Source organism: Sphingomonas canaveralia (assembly GCF_047238125.1).
Taxonomy (GTDB): Bacteria; Pseudomonadota; Alphaproteobacteria; order Sphingomonadales; family Sphingomonadaceae; genus JBDFMH01.
In genome coordinates, this window is the sequence record NZ_JBDFMH010000001.1 from 1,982,709 (window position 1) to 1,999,422 (window position 16,714).

Sequence of the window (16,714 nt, forward strand, 5' to 3'; positions counted from 1 at the left end):
CCGGAATGGCCGGTGCGGAACATCAAAGCATGGGAATGCGAGCCTGCCCCCTCATGCGAGAAGGCGTATCAGGGGAAACCATGGAATTCAATGGTACATCTTGGAACGGCGCTGTTGATCATGAGCCGTTGCGAAAATGTCTCCTCAGCCAGAAAAGCGCGGATTTCTGCGGCCCACGCGGCTCCATGGCCTGTGGATAACCATGTCCATGACTTTCTCTGCGGGGTCGGCTCGAATGGGAATTCATGGTCTGCGCAACCGTCGCCAAATCAGGGCGCACGCAACCGCGAGCCCGCCACCCAGGAACAACAATAGAACGTTTGGAACGAAAGGCAACGAGTCGTTCGAAAGCGGGGTATCGGCTGCCAGCGATTCGATCGCATACGCCAAACGTGCCGTCCCGGCCGGGGTGAACAGGAGGTCGGCATCGGCCACGATGATCGCCCGGCCGCGACCAAGCCGGCAATCGGCGGCCAGCCCGTCCCATGCCGTCATGCAGCCTTCGCCCGTGGCGCGATCCGGCGTGATCGACACGTGCCAGCGCGCGAGCAGCGGCAGCATCGTCGGGGATGCCGGTGGCCGGCCCGGATGGCCGAGCGGCAATCGGCTCGCGCGGGCAAGCGCCGGATCCGCCAGCCACAACAACCGTCCCCCGCGTCGCACCCAATCATCCAACGCCACGAGATCGGCCGGCGATTGATCGCGCGGCTGCGCGGCAAGCAGCAGGCGCTGGCCTGCAAGTGCTGGGCCGGCGCTGGTTTCGATGGGGATCGCGGCACGTCCACCCAGCGCGGCGCGCCAACTGTCGTCGATCGGCGGGCCGGCCAGGGTTTCGCCGATCCCGCCTTCGGGCCAGAACAGCGGCAGCCCCGTCAGAACCGCGATCGGCGGAGCAGCCGGCAACGGCGCGGGCGCCAGCAGGCCGATGCAGAGTGCCGCGATGAAACGGATCAGCGGGGCGCGGCCGGGGCGGGCGGCAGATCGGCCGTGGCCTGCCCGTTGGCCATGGTCTCCGTCGTCTCGGGCGTGCCGCCCGGCGTCACACCCAGTTCCGCCAGCGGTTCGGCGGGATCGCTGCCGTTGATCGATTCCTCGATCGCTGCAGCGCGCTGCTCCAGCCTCGCTTCCTCCGAATCCCGGGTAAGGCCGAACAGGGCCGCCGCGAGCAGCGTGAGCAGGAATACGATCGCCAGACCGGTCAGCCCGATACGGACTCGCTGCATGCCACCCCTGATTTCCCCGTCGATTGATCGACGGACCGCGACCGGCATGGTTTAGACCAGCCGGCCGCCGCAGTTCAACCCGCGGGACGCACGAGCCAACCCGGCACTGCGAGCCCCTTGGCAGCCAGCCAGTCCGGGTTGAACAGCGTCGAGAGGTAACGCATCCCGGAATTGCAGAGGATCGTGACGATCCGGTGCCCCGGGCCAAGCTGCCGCGCCAGCGCGATCGCCCCGGCCACGTTGATGCCCGACGACAGGCCCAGGCAAAGCCCCTCCCCGGTCAGCAGGCCGAACACCTGCTCCAATCCTTCCTCGTCGGAAATGCGGAACTGGGTATCGACCGGCGCACTCTCGAGATTGGCGGTGATCCGGCTTTGGCCGATCCCCTCCGCCACCGATGATCCTTCCGCACGCAATTCGCCATGCGCATAATATTCGTAGAGCGCGGCACCGTGCGGATCGGTGAGCGCGATTGTCACGTCGTCGCGATACTCCTTCAGGCCAAGCCCGACTCCCGCCAGCGTGCCGCCGGTGCCGACTGCGCAAGTGAAGCCGTCGATCCGGCCCTCGGTCTGCTCCCAGATCTCGCGCGCGGTGGTGCGGATATGGGCCAGCCGATTGGCGATATTGTCGAACTGGTTGGCCCAAAGCGCGTTCGGCGTCTCCTCCGCGATCCGGCGCGACTGATGGACGTAATGGGCGGGGCTCGAATAGCTGGCCGGCGCCACCTCGATCAATTCCGCGCCCAGCGCCCGCAGCGTATCCTTCTTCTCGCGGCTCTGCGTTTCCGGGATCACGATGATCGTACGATAGCCCTTGGCATTTGCGACCAGCGCCAGCCCGATGCCGGTGTTCCCCGCCGTCCCCTCGACGATCGTCCCGCCGGGCGCGATCAGGCCACGCGCCTCGGCATCCTCGACGATGAACAGCGCAGCGCGATCCTTCACCGATCCGCCGGGGTTCATGAATTCGCACTTGCCGAGAATCTCGCAGCCCGTGGCCTCGCTCGGCCCGTTCAGGCGGACAAGCGGGGTGTTACCGATCAGGGCGAGCGTCGAGGGGGCTGTGGCCATCGGCGCGGCATAGGCCAGCACCGCCGGCCGGCCAAGCTGCGAAGTCTTTAGCCGTTCATAGCTGGGTAGCGGGCGGCGCCACTGCGGCCGGCAGCCGCAGCCGCGACAACAGCCCACCCAGATCCTCGCTCTCTTCGAGCAAAATCGTGCCGCCATAGATCTCGACCACGTCGCGCACGATCGCGAGACCGAGGCCGGTGCCGGGCTTGCCGGTATCCAGTCGTGCGCCGCGTTCGAACAGCTTGCCGCGCTCGGCTTCCGGAATACCGCGACCGTCATCCTCGACCAGTATCTCGACGAAGCCCGCCTGCCGTTCCACCGTCACGAACACGCGCCCGCCGCCATATTTGGCGGCATTCTCCATCAGGTTGCCGATCATCTCGTCCAGATCCTGCCGCTCGACATGGACTGCGGCGGACTTGTCTCCCGCCAGATCGATGGTGACGTGGCGATAGAGCCGCGACACCGCGCGCTCGACCGCCTTCAGCGATGGCCAGACATCCGAATAGCTCTGGGCGGCGCCCCGCCGGCCGACCGCGCGTGCGCGGGCAAGGTGATGATCGACCTGGCGGCGCATCGTCGTGGCCTCGCGGATCACGGTGGCCTCCAGATCGCTGCTGCGCGCGGTCGCCTCGTTCATGATCACAGTCAGCGGGGTCTTCAGTGCGTGCGCCAGATTGCCGGCATGTCGGCGGGCTTCCTCGGCCTGGCGATCATTATGGGCAAGCAGGTCGTTCAACTCCTCGACCAGTGGCGCGATCTCGATCGGCAGGCGTTCGTCGACCCGCGCCAGCGCGCCGGTCCGCACCTGCGCGATCGCGCGGCGCAGCTTGCGCAGCGGCCACAGCCCGAACGTGGCCTGCAGCGCCGCCAGGATGATCAGGCCAAGCCCCAGCAGCGCGAACGAACGGATCAGCGTGCGGCGCAGTACCGAAATCTGCTCGTTCAGCCCGCTACGCGCCTGCGCGACCTGAAAATGCCAGGTGAGGGGTGATCCCGGCAGGCGCACGTCGCGCTCCAGTATCCGCAGCGGCCCTTCCTGGAATTCGTCGCTGTCGTAGAAGACGAAGCCATCGCCATGCGTGCCGGGCCGCTGCTTCAACCGCCGGTCCCACAGCGATCGCGACGGGAACGCCTCCTGCCCCGGTGCCGAGACCTGCCAGTAGAGCCCCGAGTTGGGCTCCAGGAAACGCTGGTCGCCGAGCGGCCGGTTGAACCGCACCTCGCCATCCGGCCCGATCTCGGACGAAGCGATCATCGCGGTCAGCACATATTCGAGCTGCGCGTCGAAATTGCGGGTCACCGCATCGGCCAGCACCCGATCGAGCGCGAAGCCGCCGCCCGCCAGCAGCAGGAAGATCCAGAGCGCCGCGATGCCAATCATCCGCCGGGTCAGCGAACCGGCATTGTTCGTGTTCGCAGCCGGCAGCAGGCCCAGCCGGCTGCGCATCAGCCGCCACCAAGCAGTGAGGCGCAGCGGGCGCGGCGCACGCTCCGCGACCGGTGGTGGCTCTGGCGCGGAATCGGCCATGGCGGGCTCAGCCGGCCGGCTTGGCCTCGACATCCTCGAGGCTGTAGCCGAGACCGCGGATTGTTGTGATCACATCCTGGCCCAGCTTCTTGCGGATCCGCGTGACGAACACTTCGATCGTGTTCGAATCACGGTCGAAATCCTGATCGTAGATATGCTCGATCAGTTCGGTGCGGCTGACGACCTTGCCCTTGTGGTGCATCAGATAGCTCAGCAGCTTATATTCCTGCGCCGTCAGCTTCACCGGCTCGCCCGCCAGCGTCACCTTGCCGCTCCGCGTATCCAGCCGCACGTCGCCGGCGATCAGCTCGGAGGATGCGTTGCCCGCCGCCCGGCGGATCAGCGCACGCAGCCGTGCGATCAGCTCCTCGGTTTGGAACGGCTTCGCCAGATAGTCGTCCGCGCCGGCGTCCAGCCCGGCAACCTTGTCGGACCAGCTGTCGCGCGCGGTCAGCACCAGCACGGGCGTGTCCTTGCCTTCCTTGCGCCAGCGATCGAGCACGGTCAGCCCATCGACTTCCGGCAGGCCGAGATCGAGGATGATCGCGTCATAGCTCTCGGTCGATCCCAGGAAATGGCCGTCCTCGCCATCGGTGGCGAGATCGATCGCATAGCCGGCACCTTCCAGCGTGGCACGCAGCTGGCGACCGAGATTGGGCTCGTCCTCGACGATCAGTACGCGCATCGAAATGTCATCCTCACGACATGGGTCCGGCGGGGGCGTTATCATGACGCCCCCGTTCAGGGAAATCGGCTGTCGCGGAGCTGAACCCTTCAGGCCGTCGCCAGTGCCATCACCGCGCGCGGACGCCGGCGGAGGCCGATCCCAGCGAGACCGAAGCCGCCGATCATCAGTGCCCAGGCCGCCGGTTCGGGCACCGCGCTGATCGTGGCCGGCGCCAGTGTAAGCGTGACATCGGCGAAGGTCTCGCCGTTGCTGCCGATCAGGCCGCTGATGGTGGACCCGGCCAACGCCGATTCGCCGAGGCTGAGCGGCCGGAAGATGGTGTATCCGCTGAGCGGGCCATCGACGAAGAACGATAGCCGGTCCGTCCTCAGCCCGCCGTCCGCATCCTCGACGATGAACAGCGGACCACCAAATTCGAAAAGCCCCAGGATCGGCGACAGCGTCTCGGCATAATCATAGCCGGCCTCGCCGGTGATGCCGGTCAGCGTGTAGATGGTGACGCCGTCTTCCAGCACGCCATCATCGGTTTCCAGCTGGCCGCTGCCCAGCGTGCCATCGCCGACGATCGGCGTACCGACGAACGAGAAGTCAAAATAGCGCGCGGCATGGGCCGGCATCGCGGATGCCAGCGAAAGGACAGCGGCAAACAGGACAGGCAAACGCATCTTCAATCCCCCATACGATATGGGAGATCCGATAAATGGCCGCTGTGACGCAGAAAAGCGGGCAAACGCGGTTTACGCCGTCCCGAAGCGGGATCAGTCAGCCCGACCGATGATCGCACCGGTCCGCGGATCGACATCGACCCAGATCACCGACCCGCGATCCATGAACTTCAGCCGATAGCGATCCTCGTGCAGTTCCGGCCCGAGATAGCGCGCGCCGCCCATCCGCGGGAGCACGCGGCCCTCGATCTCGCGAAGCGGCTTGATCCGCCCGGCGCGCGCATCTTCATAGGCGCTGTTCTGTTCCGGCCGCGGACGCGCATCCGCCGCGCCCGCCAAGCCCGTGGCCGCCAACATGCCGGAGACGAGAAGCAATTTCATGAACATGGGCGATGACATAGGGTACGCGCATTGAACAGGCCGTGAATGCAGGACGCGGCGTTTGTTCAGCCGGTGTTGCCGCATTGCGATCCCTCGCTCGATGCGGCGAGGATTTACATCGCCGGCCACCATCCCTAGCTGCCCGCGCATGTCGGCACCCATTCTCTCCATGCAGGATATCGGCCTCGTGCAGGGCCATGGCTGGCTGTTCAAGGGCCTGGATATCTTCATCGGCCCCCGCGATCGGCTGGCGCTGATTGGCCGTAACGGCGCGGGCAAGTCGACCCTGCTCAGGTTGCTTGCCGGTACGCTGGAGGCGGATGAGGGCCGCCGTACCATCGTGCCGGGGACGCGGGTGATCCTGCTGGAACAGGAACCGTCGATCGCAGGCCATGCCACGCTGCGCGAATTCGCGCTGGCGGGGCCGGATGCGCCGCTGCCGCACGAGATCGACGCGATCGCCGACCAGATCGGCGTCAACCTCGATCGGGAGGCAGCAACCGCCAGCGGAGGCGAACGCCGCCGCGCCGCGATCGTCCGCGCGCTCGCCCAGGAGCCGGACGTGCTGCTGCTGGACGAGCCGACCAACCATCTCGACATCGCCGCGATCGACTGGCTGGAACAGTGGCTGGCGCGCTTCAACGGCGCGTTCGTCGCGATCAGCCATGACCGTACCTTCCTGACCCGCCTCACGCGCCAGACATTGTGGCTCGATCGCGGCGCCATCCGCCGCCAGGAGATTGGCTTTGGCGGGTTCGAAGCGTGGACCGAGAAGGTGTTCGAGGAAGAGGCCCGCAATGCCCAGCGGCTGGATGCGCGGCTGAAGATCGAGGAACATTGGCTGCTGCGCGGGGTCACCGGGCGCCGGCGGCGCAACCAGGGCCGCCTGACCAAGCTTAAGGAAATGCGCGCCACCCGCGCCGCGATGCTGGGCCCGCAGGGCGCAGCCGCGCTGTCGATCGCTTCCGACGACGTGAAGACGAAGGTCGTGATCGACGCCGAGCATGTCACCAAGCGCTTCGGCGATCGCACCGTGATCCGCGATCTGAATTTCCGGGTGACCCGGGGTGACCGGATCGGCGTGGTCGGCGCGAACGGCGCGGGCAAGACGACGCTGCTCAAGCTGCTGACCGGGGAGCTTTCGACCGACGAAGGCCGGGTGAAGCTGGCGAAGACGCTGGACCGGATCGTGATCGATCAGCAGCGCAGCCTGATGGCCCCCGACAAGACGGTGCGCGAAGTGCTGGCGGACGGCGGCGACTGGATCGACGTGCAGGGCACGCGCAAGCATGTCCACGGCTATCTCAAGGAATTCCTGTTCGAACCCTCGCTGGCGGAGGCCAAGGTTGGCACGCTATCCGGCGGGGAGCGATCGCGGCTGCTGCTGGCGCGCGAATTCGCCCGGCCGTCCAACCTGCTGGTGCTGGACGAGCCGACCAACGACCTCGATCTCGAGACGCTCGATCTGCTGCAGGAAGTGATCTCGGATTATGACGGCACGGTGCTGATCGTGAGCCATGACCGCGATTTCCTCGATCGCACCGTCACGGTCACGCTCGGGCTCGACGGATCGGGCAAGGTCGATATCGTCGCCGGCGGCTACGAGGACTGGGTCCGCCAGCGCAGCCCGGCACGGACCGAGCAGAGGCGGCCGGCCGCGAAGGTCGAGGCCCCCGCCCCGCCGCGCGCCCGCACCAAGCTCAGCTACAAGGATCAGCGCGATCTCGATCTGCTGCCCAAACAGATCGAGGAGATCGAGGCCGCGATCGCCCGCGATGAAGCGGCGCTCGCCGATCCCGATCTCTACACACGCGATCCAGCGAAATTCGATGGCCTGATGGTTGGCCTGGAAACCGCGCGCCGCCGTAAAGAGGAGGCCGAGACTCGCTGGCTGGAACTGGCGGAACTGGCAGAAGGCCTGGGATAAGGATCGTCCCCGGCACGGGGAGGGGGACCGCGGCGAAGCCGTGGTGGAGGGGGGCTTTCGGCAGACGGAGCGTTCGCTGCGATCCCCCTCCACCATGCTGCGCATGATCCCCCTCCCAATTCCGGGGAGGATTTATCCCTTCGCCATTTTCGCCACGTCGAACTTGCGATCCGCGACGAACTCCGAGCGCAATGCGAACTTCTGCACCTTCGTCGCGCTCATCGGCCAATCCTGCACGAACCGGACATAGCGCGGCACCTTGTAGGTCGCGATCCGCCCCAGACAGTGGCGTACCACATCCTCCTCATCGATCGCGGCGCCAGGTTCGGGCTCGACGAAGGCGCACGCCACTTCCATCAGATGATCGTCGGGCACGCCCACCACCTGCGCCATCCGGATCGCCGGATGCGTCATCAAGAAACTTTCCAGCTCAACTGCGGCGACATTCTCTCCGCCGATTTTCAGCATGTCTTTCAGCCGGCCGTCGTAGATCAGCCGCCCGCCCGGCCCGATCCGACCGAGATCGCCGGTGCGCAACCACCCATCGGCCGGGATCGCGGCCGCGCTGGCCTCCGGATCGTCATAATAGCCGGCGAACAGGCAGAAGCCCTTGAGCTGGATCTCGCCCGCCTGCCCGTCCGGCGCAATCTCGCCGGTGTCCGGGTCGATGATACGCACCGCCATACCGTCGAACAGCCGGCCGTTGGTCTCGATCAGCAGATCAGTCGGGTCGTCAAGATCCGCCCAGCAGGGCACCCCCGTCGCCTCGGTCAGGCCGTAGCTGTTGACCGGTACCGCCGCCGGGAAAGCTGAAGCGAAGCGGCGCAGCAGATCGGGCGGGCCGACGACATGGCTGATCCGCAGGTGGCGCTGGTCGTACGCCGCGAACTCGGGATGCGAAACCAGCGCCTGCACGATCGTCGGGAAGCCGGCATAATGGATCGTGGTCCGCTCGGCTTCGAACATGCGCAGCGCCGTGCCCGGATCGAAATGGCTCATGCCCACGAAGCAGGCGCCGGCCGATCGGCAGGCGGCCAGAGGCAGCATGGTCGACATATGGAACAGCGGCAGCGGATCCCATAGCCGATCCTCCGGCGAAAGCCGGAAGCGCGCCGCCAGCGCCGCGCCGGTCTGTTCCAGCGTGCGGTGGGTGAGCATGCAGGCCTTTGGTCGCGCGGTCGTGCCCGAACTGAACATCATCATGCTGATGTCATCGGGGGCGACGCGTTCGGCCAGATCGAGCACCGCCTGGCGCGACACGGTTTCGGCGGCGCCGGCCAGCGCGTCCTCCCGCGGCCAGCGGCCGGGGCGGTCGTCGCCCAGTTCGATCAGCGATCGCAGCAGCGGCGCTTCTGGAATGACAAGCGGGTCACGCCCGTCCCAACTGCCGAGCGCAGGGAAGATCGCTGCCAGCGTCGGCCGGTAATCGACGGTGGGCTGGGCGTGGCCACCGATGAACAGGTGCCGGATATCGGCTTTCGGAATCACATAGGCCAGATCGTCAGCCCGGTAGCGCGCGTTGAGCATCACGGCCGGGGCGCCGATCAGGTTCGCTGCATAGAAGAGGATGATCGCATCCCAGCAGTTGGGCATCAGGATGCCGACATGGTCGCCGGGCGCCACGCCGATGCCGATCAGGCAGCGTGCGCGATCGATCGCCTCGTCCAGCAGCGCAGCATGGGTTGCGCGTCGATCGTCGTAGACCAGCGCCTCAACTGCTGCAAAACGATCGGCGGCACGCTGCAACGTGCCGCCGACAGTGGGGGAAAGGGACGGATCGGTAGCCGGGGACCGATCACCCGGGACGGTCGGGCTCATCGCGGATAAGGAAAGCGCAGGATGACGGCGCTGGCCGTCAGCCTTTGCGGTGCGCGGCACAAATCGAAGAGATGATCGGACGGACAATGCGCCGAGAGCGGACCCTGCGATGCTGTGGGCTCGCACTGACCGTCAGACGTCGCTCGTCGATAAGGTTGGTTGCGCCTGGCCGCCGCCATCAATCCGTCTCCCCGCCCCTGTCTGCGTCCTAGCGAACGCGTTTCCAGGTCGCGGGGGCCGAAGCGATCCTGATATAGGGCGAATGCTAAGACGGCGTCGTTTTTAAGGCAACTGCCTTTTTCAAACAGTGGTGCTAATTAGCTATGCCGTGATACGTACGAATGCAGTCTCGCGTGTTGGCGACCAGCGGGAACACAGATTGCTGCCGTTCATCATTAATCTTCCGCCATTTTTGAACGGTTTTAAGCGTCCTGATTAGCCGACCGGTTCGAACACGCCGCTACCCACGCCCGCGCCTCCGCGGTCGTCACCCAGCGCAACGCGTTTCCCACCAGCCGCCGATAGTTTGGGTCCGCGAATGTCTGAGGGCCGTCGCCCGGCTGGATATAGACCAGCGGGCTTGCGTCTGCCGCAGCGGCCCAGGCAGCGATTCCGGTCGCGGGCGGCGGCGTCCAGTCGGCGGGCTGCATCTGTCGCCGCACGGCGCTTTCAGCTGATTGGAAGCGGCTGTCTTCGATCGCGGTCTCGATCCGCAGCAACGGCAATACGGCCCGCGTCGCAATTCCGTGGCGGTAGGGCTCGTCGGTCAGCGTGAAGCGCGGCGCCAAACCAGCGACGACCGGATGATCGGGATCGACTGGCGCGACATCATAGCTGATATCGCCGGCAAAGCCCGAAGCGACGCTGGACTCGACAGCCTTGTAGCGGAAGCTGCCGCCGATCAGCTCTGCATAACGCGGCCAGGCCGGCCACCCCGCCAGCGCATGATGGATCGCGACGATCCCCTTGCCGCTCGCAACCAGCGCCTCGAACCCGGCCACGAACGCCGGATCGGGCGCGACATGACCGGGCCGTTCCTCGATCGGCGCGCGGAAGTCGAGCCCCCACATGTCATGCAGCAACAAGGCATCATGATCGCGCAGCCCATTCGGGTTCATCAACGCCGCGGCCGCCGGCTGATCGACGAAGGTCGGATCGCAATCCACCGCGCGCAGCATCGCCTCGAACGCGTCACGGGCAAAGGCATGGCCCTTGGTCGCGACGAACACGCGCAGCTTCGGCCGATCGGCCATCGCGCTACTTTGCCCGCCCTTCGGCAAAGGCAGCCACCCCTTCCTTCGATGCCACAGAGCCGAGCGTCGCCTCGCCGAAGGCACGGCCCAGGCGCAGGCTGTCATCGATCGGCATGTCGGCGGCATGATCGAACAGCAGCTTGGCGTTGCGCACTGCTTCCTGCGGATGGCTCAGGATGATCTCGGCGATCGCGATCGCGCGCGGCAGGACATCTGCGCCCGGCAGCACTTCAGTGATGAGGCCCAGCGCGTGCAACCGCGCCGCCGGCAGCGCCTCGCCGGTCAGGATCATCGCGAGCCCGGTCTGTCGCGGCACCGCCCGCGCCAGACGCTGCACGCCGCCGGCGAAGGGGAACAGGCCGCGCTTCACTTCGCTCAGCCCGAACAGCGCATGATCGGCCGCGATCACGATGTCGCAGGCCAGTGCGATCTCCATGCCGCCCGCCACCGCGGTGCCGTTGATCGCGGCGATCAGCGGCTTGGTACGGCGGCGTTCGGTGATGCCGGCGAAGCCGCGGCCCGGCACCAGCCCGTGGCCGACGCCGATCGCGGCCGCCTCCTTCATGTCCATACCCGAACAGAAGGCGCGGTCGCCAACGGCGGTCAGGATCACGACGCCGATCGCGGGATCAGCTTCGGCCTCGCCGATCGCTTGGTCGATCGCGGCGGATGTAGCCGCATCCAGCGCATTGCGACGATGCTCGCGGTCGATCGTCAGCAGCAGCAGGCCACCGCGACGATCGACGCGCAGGCCGGCCTCAGCCATGCGCCGCCTCATAGCTTTTCCACGTTGCCAGCCCTTCGGGGAAGTCGGCGGGCTTCGGGCTATCGTAAGCGCGGTTGCGATCACGCTGCAGCATGATCGTCGGATAGTCGGCCGCATCGATATAGTAGAGGAAGTGGATGTTGCGGTCGGCGAACTTCCAGCCCTTGGCCGTGTTGCGATAGACGTCGCGATAGTGGAGGCCGACCATCATCATCTTGCCGTTGCGCTCGAGCTCGGCATGGCCCGCCACCTTGCCATGCGCCTCCTGTGTGCCGTCGCCCACGAAATCGATCTGGATGTCATGCATGAAGTGCATGCCCGGCCCCAACGCTTTGAAGCGGCCCTGATACTGTTCCATGATCGCATCGATGCCGGTCGCGTTCATCACGCCGTCTGCGGATCGCACCACCGCATCGTCGGTGAACAACGCGGCCACGTTCGGCAGATCACGTTCGTCGATCGTGAAGCAATAGCGCGCGATCAGCTGGCGGATCTGGGATTCGGCTTCGAGACGGGCGATGCGGGCTTCGATGTCCATCGGTCACTCTCCTGGTTATGCATTGAGCGCGCGGGCGAGCGCGCCGTCGCGATCCGCGCGGAACCGGCGCGAGACGGTCGCGTCCGGCGCGAACAGGTCGAAGCCGTGGACCGCGCCGGGATAGACATGCAGCTCGACCGGCACGTCGCCATCCAGCAGGGCCTGCGCATAAGCGATATTCTCGTCCACGAAGAGGTCGAGGTCGCCGGTCCCGATGAAGGCCGGCGGGAGGCCGGACAGGTCGGTCGCGCGCGCAGGCGCAGCATAGGCGGGCACCGCGTCGCCGCCGCTCAGCTCGCCCAGATATGCCGCCCAGCCGCGCCGGTTGCAGTCGTCGTTCCAGATCCTGGAATCGGTGATGGTGCGGCTCGATTTCGTGATCCCGCGATCGTCCAGCATCGGATAGACCAGCCACTGGAAGCAGGGCTGCGGCCCGCCCGCATCCCGCGCGCGCAGCGCCAGCGCGGCTGCCACACCTCCGCCCGAGCTCGCTCCGCCGATCGCGATCCGGCGCGGATCGATGCCCAGCGCCGCCGCCTCGTTAAACGCGTGGCGCAGCACCGCCCAGGCATCGTCCAGCGCTGCCGGATAGGGATGCTCGGGGGCCTGCCGCCAATCGACAGACAGGCACACGCAGCCCATCGTCGCCGCGACAGTCTCCATCAGCGGATCATCCTGATCGATCGCGCCTAGCACATGGCCGCCGCCATGCACCCATACCAGCGCCGGGGCCGGCAGGTCCGGGGTCGCCGCGCGCCGCCGATAGAGCCGCATGCGCGCGCCATGATCGCCCACTACCCGGTCCTCGGCGATCACGTCGTCGCGGCGCACCGCAGTCGCCAGCGTCGTCTGAGCCAGTGCGGCACGCTGCGCGCGCGCGCTGGGAATGTCGGTCAGATCGAACCGCGGCAGCAGATCGATGATCGCCGCGATCTCGGGATCCAGCCGCTCGGCAAAGCTCATGCGCCCGCTCCCGGCCCGGCCGCGATCAGGTGGCGGGCGGCGCGATAGGCGAAGGTCATCGCGGGGCCCAGTGTCGATCCGGCACCCGGATAGGCGCCCGCGAACACGCTCGTCTGGTCGTTGCCGACCGCATAGAGGCCGGGGATCGGATCGCCGGTTTCGCTGAGAACCCGCGCATCGACATCGGTGCGCAGCCCGGCATAGGTACCGATCTCCGACGCATAGACCTTCACCGCGTAGAACGGCCCGGTTTCCAGCGGGCCGAGGCAGGGATTGGGCTGGTGGCCTTCCTCGCCCTGATAGAGATCATAGGCGCGCTGGCCGCGGCCGAATTCCGGATCGATGCCCTGTCTCGCATTGACGTTGAACGCAGTTACCGTCGCCTCCAGCTGCGCGGCATCGATCCCGGTCGCGGCGGCCAATCCGGCCAGCGTACCCGCCTTCTTCAGATAGCCCGAACGCAGATGCTGGCCGTGCGGCACCGGATAGGGCCGCACGACGCCGATACCCCAGCGCTTCACCCCGCGGGCATCGCCGATCAGCCAGCAGCTGGCTTCGGCATAGCCAGCCCTCTCGCTGGCAGACACGAGCTGAGGGATGAAATCATGATAGGCCGAACTTTCGTCGCCGAAGCGCTTGCCGTTCGGCAGTACCGAGATGAAACCCGGCTTCTGCCGGTCGACCAGATGCGGCCACACGCCATCGGACCCCGCCTTCCCCGGGATCACCGAGATCGGCATCCACGGCGCGACATGCGCCACCCGGTCGTTGAACGCGCCACCGGCCGCCTCCGCCATGCGAATGCCGTCGCCGGTATTGCCCACCGGCGTCGGATTGCGGTGATCCGGGATCGCCACCGATGCCGGGAAGGTGCGCGCGCGGCGCTCGGGATCGTTGGGAAAGCCGCCGCACGCCAGCACCACGCCGCGCCGCGCGCGGATCGCGCCGTCGGAAAGGGTCACACCCTTCACCGCGCCGGCCTCGACGATCAACGACGACACCGGGGAAGAAAGCCTGATCTCGGTGCCGGCATCGAACAGGGTTTTCGCCAGCCGCGCCACGAGCGCGCGCCCGCGCACTACCTGCTGCGCCTCGCCGTAACGCGCGACGTCGACGAAATGCTTGAGCATCTTCTTCACGACGAAGCCCATCGCCTTGATCGACCGTCCCGCGCGCATGAACTGGATCATCTCCACGCCCGATCCAACCGCGAGCCCCAGGAACAGCGTTTGCGGCAACATGTTCTTCAGCTGGCGAACGCGCGGGCCCAGGTCGCGCGCCCTGAAATCGACCGTGCCGATCGATCGCACGCTGGAGGCATGCGCGCTTTCCGAATGATAATCGGGATAATCCATCCCGTAGAACTTCACATGGCTGTTCGCTTCCAGCCAGTCGACCATCTCGGGGCCGGTGGCGAGATACGCCTCGACCCGATCGCGATCGATATAGTTGCCGGTCTCCTCCTCCAGATAGGCGCGGGCATTCTCGATCGAGTTCGTTTTGCCAGTGGCCCGCTGAATGGCGGCGCTGTGGCGGTTGCCGGGGATCCACAACACCCCGCCCGACGTAGCGGTGGTGCCGCCGAAGACCGCTTCCTTCTCCAGAACCAGAACGTCCAGCCCGGCGTGCCGCGCCACCACCGCCGCCGTCAGCCCGGCGGCGCCGGTGCCGACCACGATGACGTCGACTTCGGTGGGCAGCTCAGCTGGCATCGACATAGGTGGCATCCTTGCTGGCATAATCGGTGGCGGCCGGGCACGCGGTCAGCCCGGCATCGACCGCAAGCACATGGCCGGTGATGTTGCGCCCATCCGGCCCCGCCAGATACGCGAAGGCACCGGCGATCTCGTCCGCCTCCACCCCGCGCCGCAACGGGTTCGCCCGCTCGTTCTTGGCGCGCACGCCATCGGCGCTGCCATATACGGCATTGGTCAGCCCGCTCGGCACCGTCCCCGGCGCGACCGAATTCACCCGGATGCCGTGCCGCGCCAGTTCCGACGCGGCTGATTTGGTGAGGCCAACCACGCCGTGCTTGGCGGCGGTGTAGGCCAGCGGCCCCAGCGCGGCGATCCCAGCCGCACTGGATGTCGTGAGGATGCAGCCGGCACCTTGCGGGATCATCACGCGCGCCGCATGCTTGATCGAATAGAACACGCTGGTCAGCAGCACTTCGATCGTGCGCCGGAACGCCGCGCCCTCGATCTCGGCAACGCTGCCGACTGCGCCGAGCAGCCCGGCATTGGCGATCATCACGTCCAGCCGGCCATGCGCGTCCACCGCCGCCTGAACCAGCGCCGCGACCTGATCCTCGTCGGTCACGTCGCACGGCACGAAGCGCTGGCCGATTTCGTCCGCGATCGCGCAGCCACGGTCGGCAGCGATATCGGAAAGAATGACGTGCGCGCCGGACGCCGCAAAACGGCGCGCTGTCGCCTCACCGAGGCCGCTTGCCGCGCCGGTCACGATTGTCACCAGCCCATCGAGTCCGCTCATGCCGTCCGCTCCGTTACCGCGGCTGCGTCGGCCGCCGCATTGCGCCCGGCCACACGCCCGAAGATCACTGCGTTGGCGATCGATGCGCCGCCCGATGCATAGCAGTCGCCGAACATGCCGCCGGTCGTCTCGCCCGCGGCATAGAGGCCGGGGATCGCCCGCCCCGCCTCGTCCAGCACATGCGCCTCGACGTCGATGCGCAGGCCGGTGCCGGTCCAGCAGACGATCGCGGCACGGAGGGTGGCCGCGTAGAAGGGCGCGCGACGGATCGGATGGAGCAGGTCTGCCGACTTGAAGAAATCGGCGTCGGCACCGGCATCGGCCATCGCATTGTAGCGCGCCACTGCGGTTTCCAGCGCATCCGCCGATACGCCGATCGCATCCGCCAGGCCCGCGATCGTGTCGGCCCGCGCGAGCAGACCCTTGTCGGCGAATTCGGCCAGTCGATCCGCCGTCCAGTTCGGCGCGGGGCGATAGGCGCTGGTCCGTGCTGCCGTCCGGCGTTCCTCGTCGAACAGCGCGAAGCACACGCCGCCCGGCTGATCGCGCAGCAACCCGGCCAGCACCGAATATTCGATCGCCTCGTCCACGAAGCGTCGCCCGGCCGGCGTCACGTGCATCAACCAGCTGGGCAGGTAGGATTCGAGATCCTTGGCGAAGCCGGGGCTCAGCAGCAGCAGGCCTTTGTTAAGCCCGTCCACGCCAGCCCCGGCTTCCCGGCCCATGACAAGGCCATCCCCGCGCGACCCGGGGGCACCGATGTACCAATGCGCATCGCCGTGGCGCGCCGCATCGGGATAGAGTTCGGCCAGCAACCCCGGGTTCGCCCCGAAGCCGCCCGTGGCCAGGATAACCGCCGCGGCACGCACCGGCGCGCCATCGACGACGATACCGGAGACCCGGCCGTCCTCGACAAGCAGACGCTCCACCCGCGTGGCGGTGGCGATGTCGACACCCTGCAGACTGCCCTGGATCGCTTCCACGATCGCGGCCCCGCCGCCCGCCGCGCGGTGCCCGCGCGGTATCTTGTCGACGCCGGCGGCGTAGAGATCGGTGGCGTGGAACGCGCAGCCCAGCGCGCGCAGCCATTCGAACGCATCGGGCGCGTCGTCGCACAGTCGCCGTACCAGCGCCGCTTCCAGCCGATACTGGTTCAGCGTCATATAATAGCGATACTGATCGTCCGGCCCCGGATCCTCGATCCCCGCCTCGCGCTGCAACGACGTGCCGGCCGCATAGAAGACGCCGCCCGACAGCGCCGTTGAACCGCCGGTGCGCGGCTCGGATTCAACGACAAGCACTGCCGCACCGGCGGTGCTGGCGGCGGCGGCGGCACTTAATCCAGCACCGCCGGCACCGACCACGATCACGTCATAATCGATCGTGGTCACCGCT

16 protein-coding genes are annotated in these 16,714 nt (G+C 67.1%); 1 reads left to right on the forward strand and 15 read right to left on the reverse strand.

Annotation, left to right across the window (positions count from 1 at the left end):
• Positions 1-243: 243 nt before the first annotated feature.
• From ABC347_RS09820 to ABC347_RS09850, 7 genes are all read right to left on the reverse strand, one after another.
• The gene (locus ABC347_RS09820) at positions 244-903 is read right to left on the reverse strand and encodes a Gldg family protein (protein ID WP_413245551.1); all 660 of its coding nucleotides are present in this window, start codon (positions 901-903) and stop codon (positions 244-246) included.
• Between the two features lie 47 nt (positions 904-950).
• Entirely contained in the window at positions 951-1,223 is a 273-nt protein-coding gene (locus ABC347_RS09825) for a hypothetical protein (protein ID WP_413245552.1), read from the reverse strand.
• A 74-nt stretch (positions 1,224-1,297) separates the two neighbouring features.
• Entirely contained in the window at positions 1,298-2,296 is a 999-nt protein-coding gene (locus ABC347_RS09830) for a cysteine synthase A (protein WP_413245553.1), read from the reverse strand.
• A 55-nt stretch (positions 2,297-2,351) separates the two neighbouring features.
• Positions 2,352-3,746: a sensor histidine kinase gene (locus ABC347_RS09835; protein WP_413247030.1), complete on the reverse strand. Its 1,395-nt coding sequence runs from the start codon at positions 3,744-3,746 to the stop codon at positions 2,352-2,354.
• Between the two features lie 88 nt (positions 3,747-3,834).
• Positions 3,835-4,512 (reverse strand): response regulator transcription factor, encoded by a 678-nt coding sequence (locus tag ABC347_RS09840; protein WP_413245554.1) that lies wholly within the window; start codon positions 4,510-4,512, stop codon positions 3,835-3,837.
• An 89-nt stretch (positions 4,513-4,601) separates the two neighbouring features.
• A complete protein-coding gene (locus tag ABC347_RS09845) occupies positions 4,602-5,180 on the reverse strand; it encodes a PEPxxWA-CTERM sorting domain-containing protein (RefSeq protein WP_413245555.1) in 579 nt (192 codons plus the stop codon).
• Between the two features lie 93 nt (positions 5,181-5,273).
• Positions 5,274-5,561, reverse strand: coding sequence for a hypothetical protein (locus ABC347_RS09850; RefSeq protein ID WP_413245556.1), 288 nt, complete (start codon positions 5,559-5,561; stop codon positions 5,274-5,276).
• Between the two features lie 148 nt (positions 5,562-5,709).
• Here ABC347_RS09850 and ABC347_RS09855 point away from each other — a divergent pair, with 148 nt between their 5' ends.
• Positions 5,710-7,488: an ABC-F family ATP-binding cassette domain-containing protein gene (locus tag ABC347_RS09855; RefSeq protein ID WP_413245557.1), complete on the forward strand. Its 1,779-nt coding sequence runs from the start codon at positions 5,710-5,712 to the stop codon at positions 7,486-7,488.
• 132 nt (positions 7,489-7,620) lie between these two features.
• Here ABC347_RS09855 and ABC347_RS09860 read toward each other — a convergent pair whose 3' ends face one another.
• The 8 genes from ABC347_RS09860 to ABC347_RS09895 form a co-directional block, all read right to left on the reverse strand.
• The gene (locus ABC347_RS09860) at positions 7,621-9,306 is read right to left on the reverse strand and encodes an AMP-binding protein (RefSeq protein ID WP_413245558.1); all 1,686 of its coding nucleotides are present in this window, start codon (positions 9,304-9,306) and stop codon (positions 7,621-7,623) included.
• A 422-nt stretch (positions 9,307-9,728) separates the two neighbouring features.
• Positions 9,729-10,559, reverse strand: coding sequence for a ThuA domain-containing protein (locus tag ABC347_RS09865; RefSeq protein ID WP_413245559.1), 831 nt, complete (start codon positions 10,557-10,559; stop codon positions 9,729-9,731).
• Positions 10,560-10,563: 4 nt separating this feature from the next.
• Positions 10,564-11,325 carry an enoyl-CoA hydratase/isomerase family protein gene (locus tag ABC347_RS09870; RefSeq protein WP_413245560.1) on the reverse strand — a complete coding sequence of 254 codons (762 nt, stop codon included), beginning with the start codon at positions 11,323-11,325 and terminating at the stop codon, positions 10,564-10,566.
• Positions 11,318-11,863 (reverse strand): nuclear transport factor 2 family protein, encoded by a 546-nt coding sequence (locus tag ABC347_RS09875; RefSeq protein ID WP_413245561.1) that lies wholly within the window; start codon positions 11,861-11,863, stop codon positions 11,318-11,320. Before ABC347_RS09875 ends, ABC347_RS09870 begins: the two co-directional genes overlap by 8 nt.
• Positions 11,864-11,878: 15 nt before the next feature.
• Positions 11,879-12,826, reverse strand: a complete 948-nt coding sequence (locus tag ABC347_RS09880) for an alpha/beta hydrolase (protein WP_413245562.1) — start codon at positions 12,824-12,826, stop codon at positions 11,879-11,881.
• On the reverse strand, positions 12,823-14,544 hold the full coding sequence (locus ABC347_RS09885; protein WP_413245563.1) for an FAD-dependent oxidoreductase: 1,722 nt from the start codon (positions 14,542-14,544) through the stop codon (positions 12,823-12,825). The genes ABC347_RS09880 and ABC347_RS09885 overlap by 4 nt, the downstream gene beginning before the upstream one ends.
• Entirely contained in the window at positions 14,528-15,319 is a 792-nt protein-coding gene (locus tag ABC347_RS09890; protein WP_413245564.1) for an SDR family NAD(P)-dependent oxidoreductase, read from the reverse strand. The genes ABC347_RS09885 and ABC347_RS09890 overlap by 17 nt, the downstream gene beginning before the upstream one ends.
• On the reverse strand, positions 15,316-16,710 hold the full coding sequence (locus ABC347_RS09895; protein ID WP_413245565.1) for an FAD-dependent oxidoreductase: 1,395 nt from the start codon (positions 16,708-16,710) through the stop codon (positions 15,316-15,318). The genes ABC347_RS09890 and ABC347_RS09895 overlap by 4 nt, the downstream gene beginning before the upstream one ends.
• Positions 16,711-16,714 lie beyond the last annotated feature (4 nt).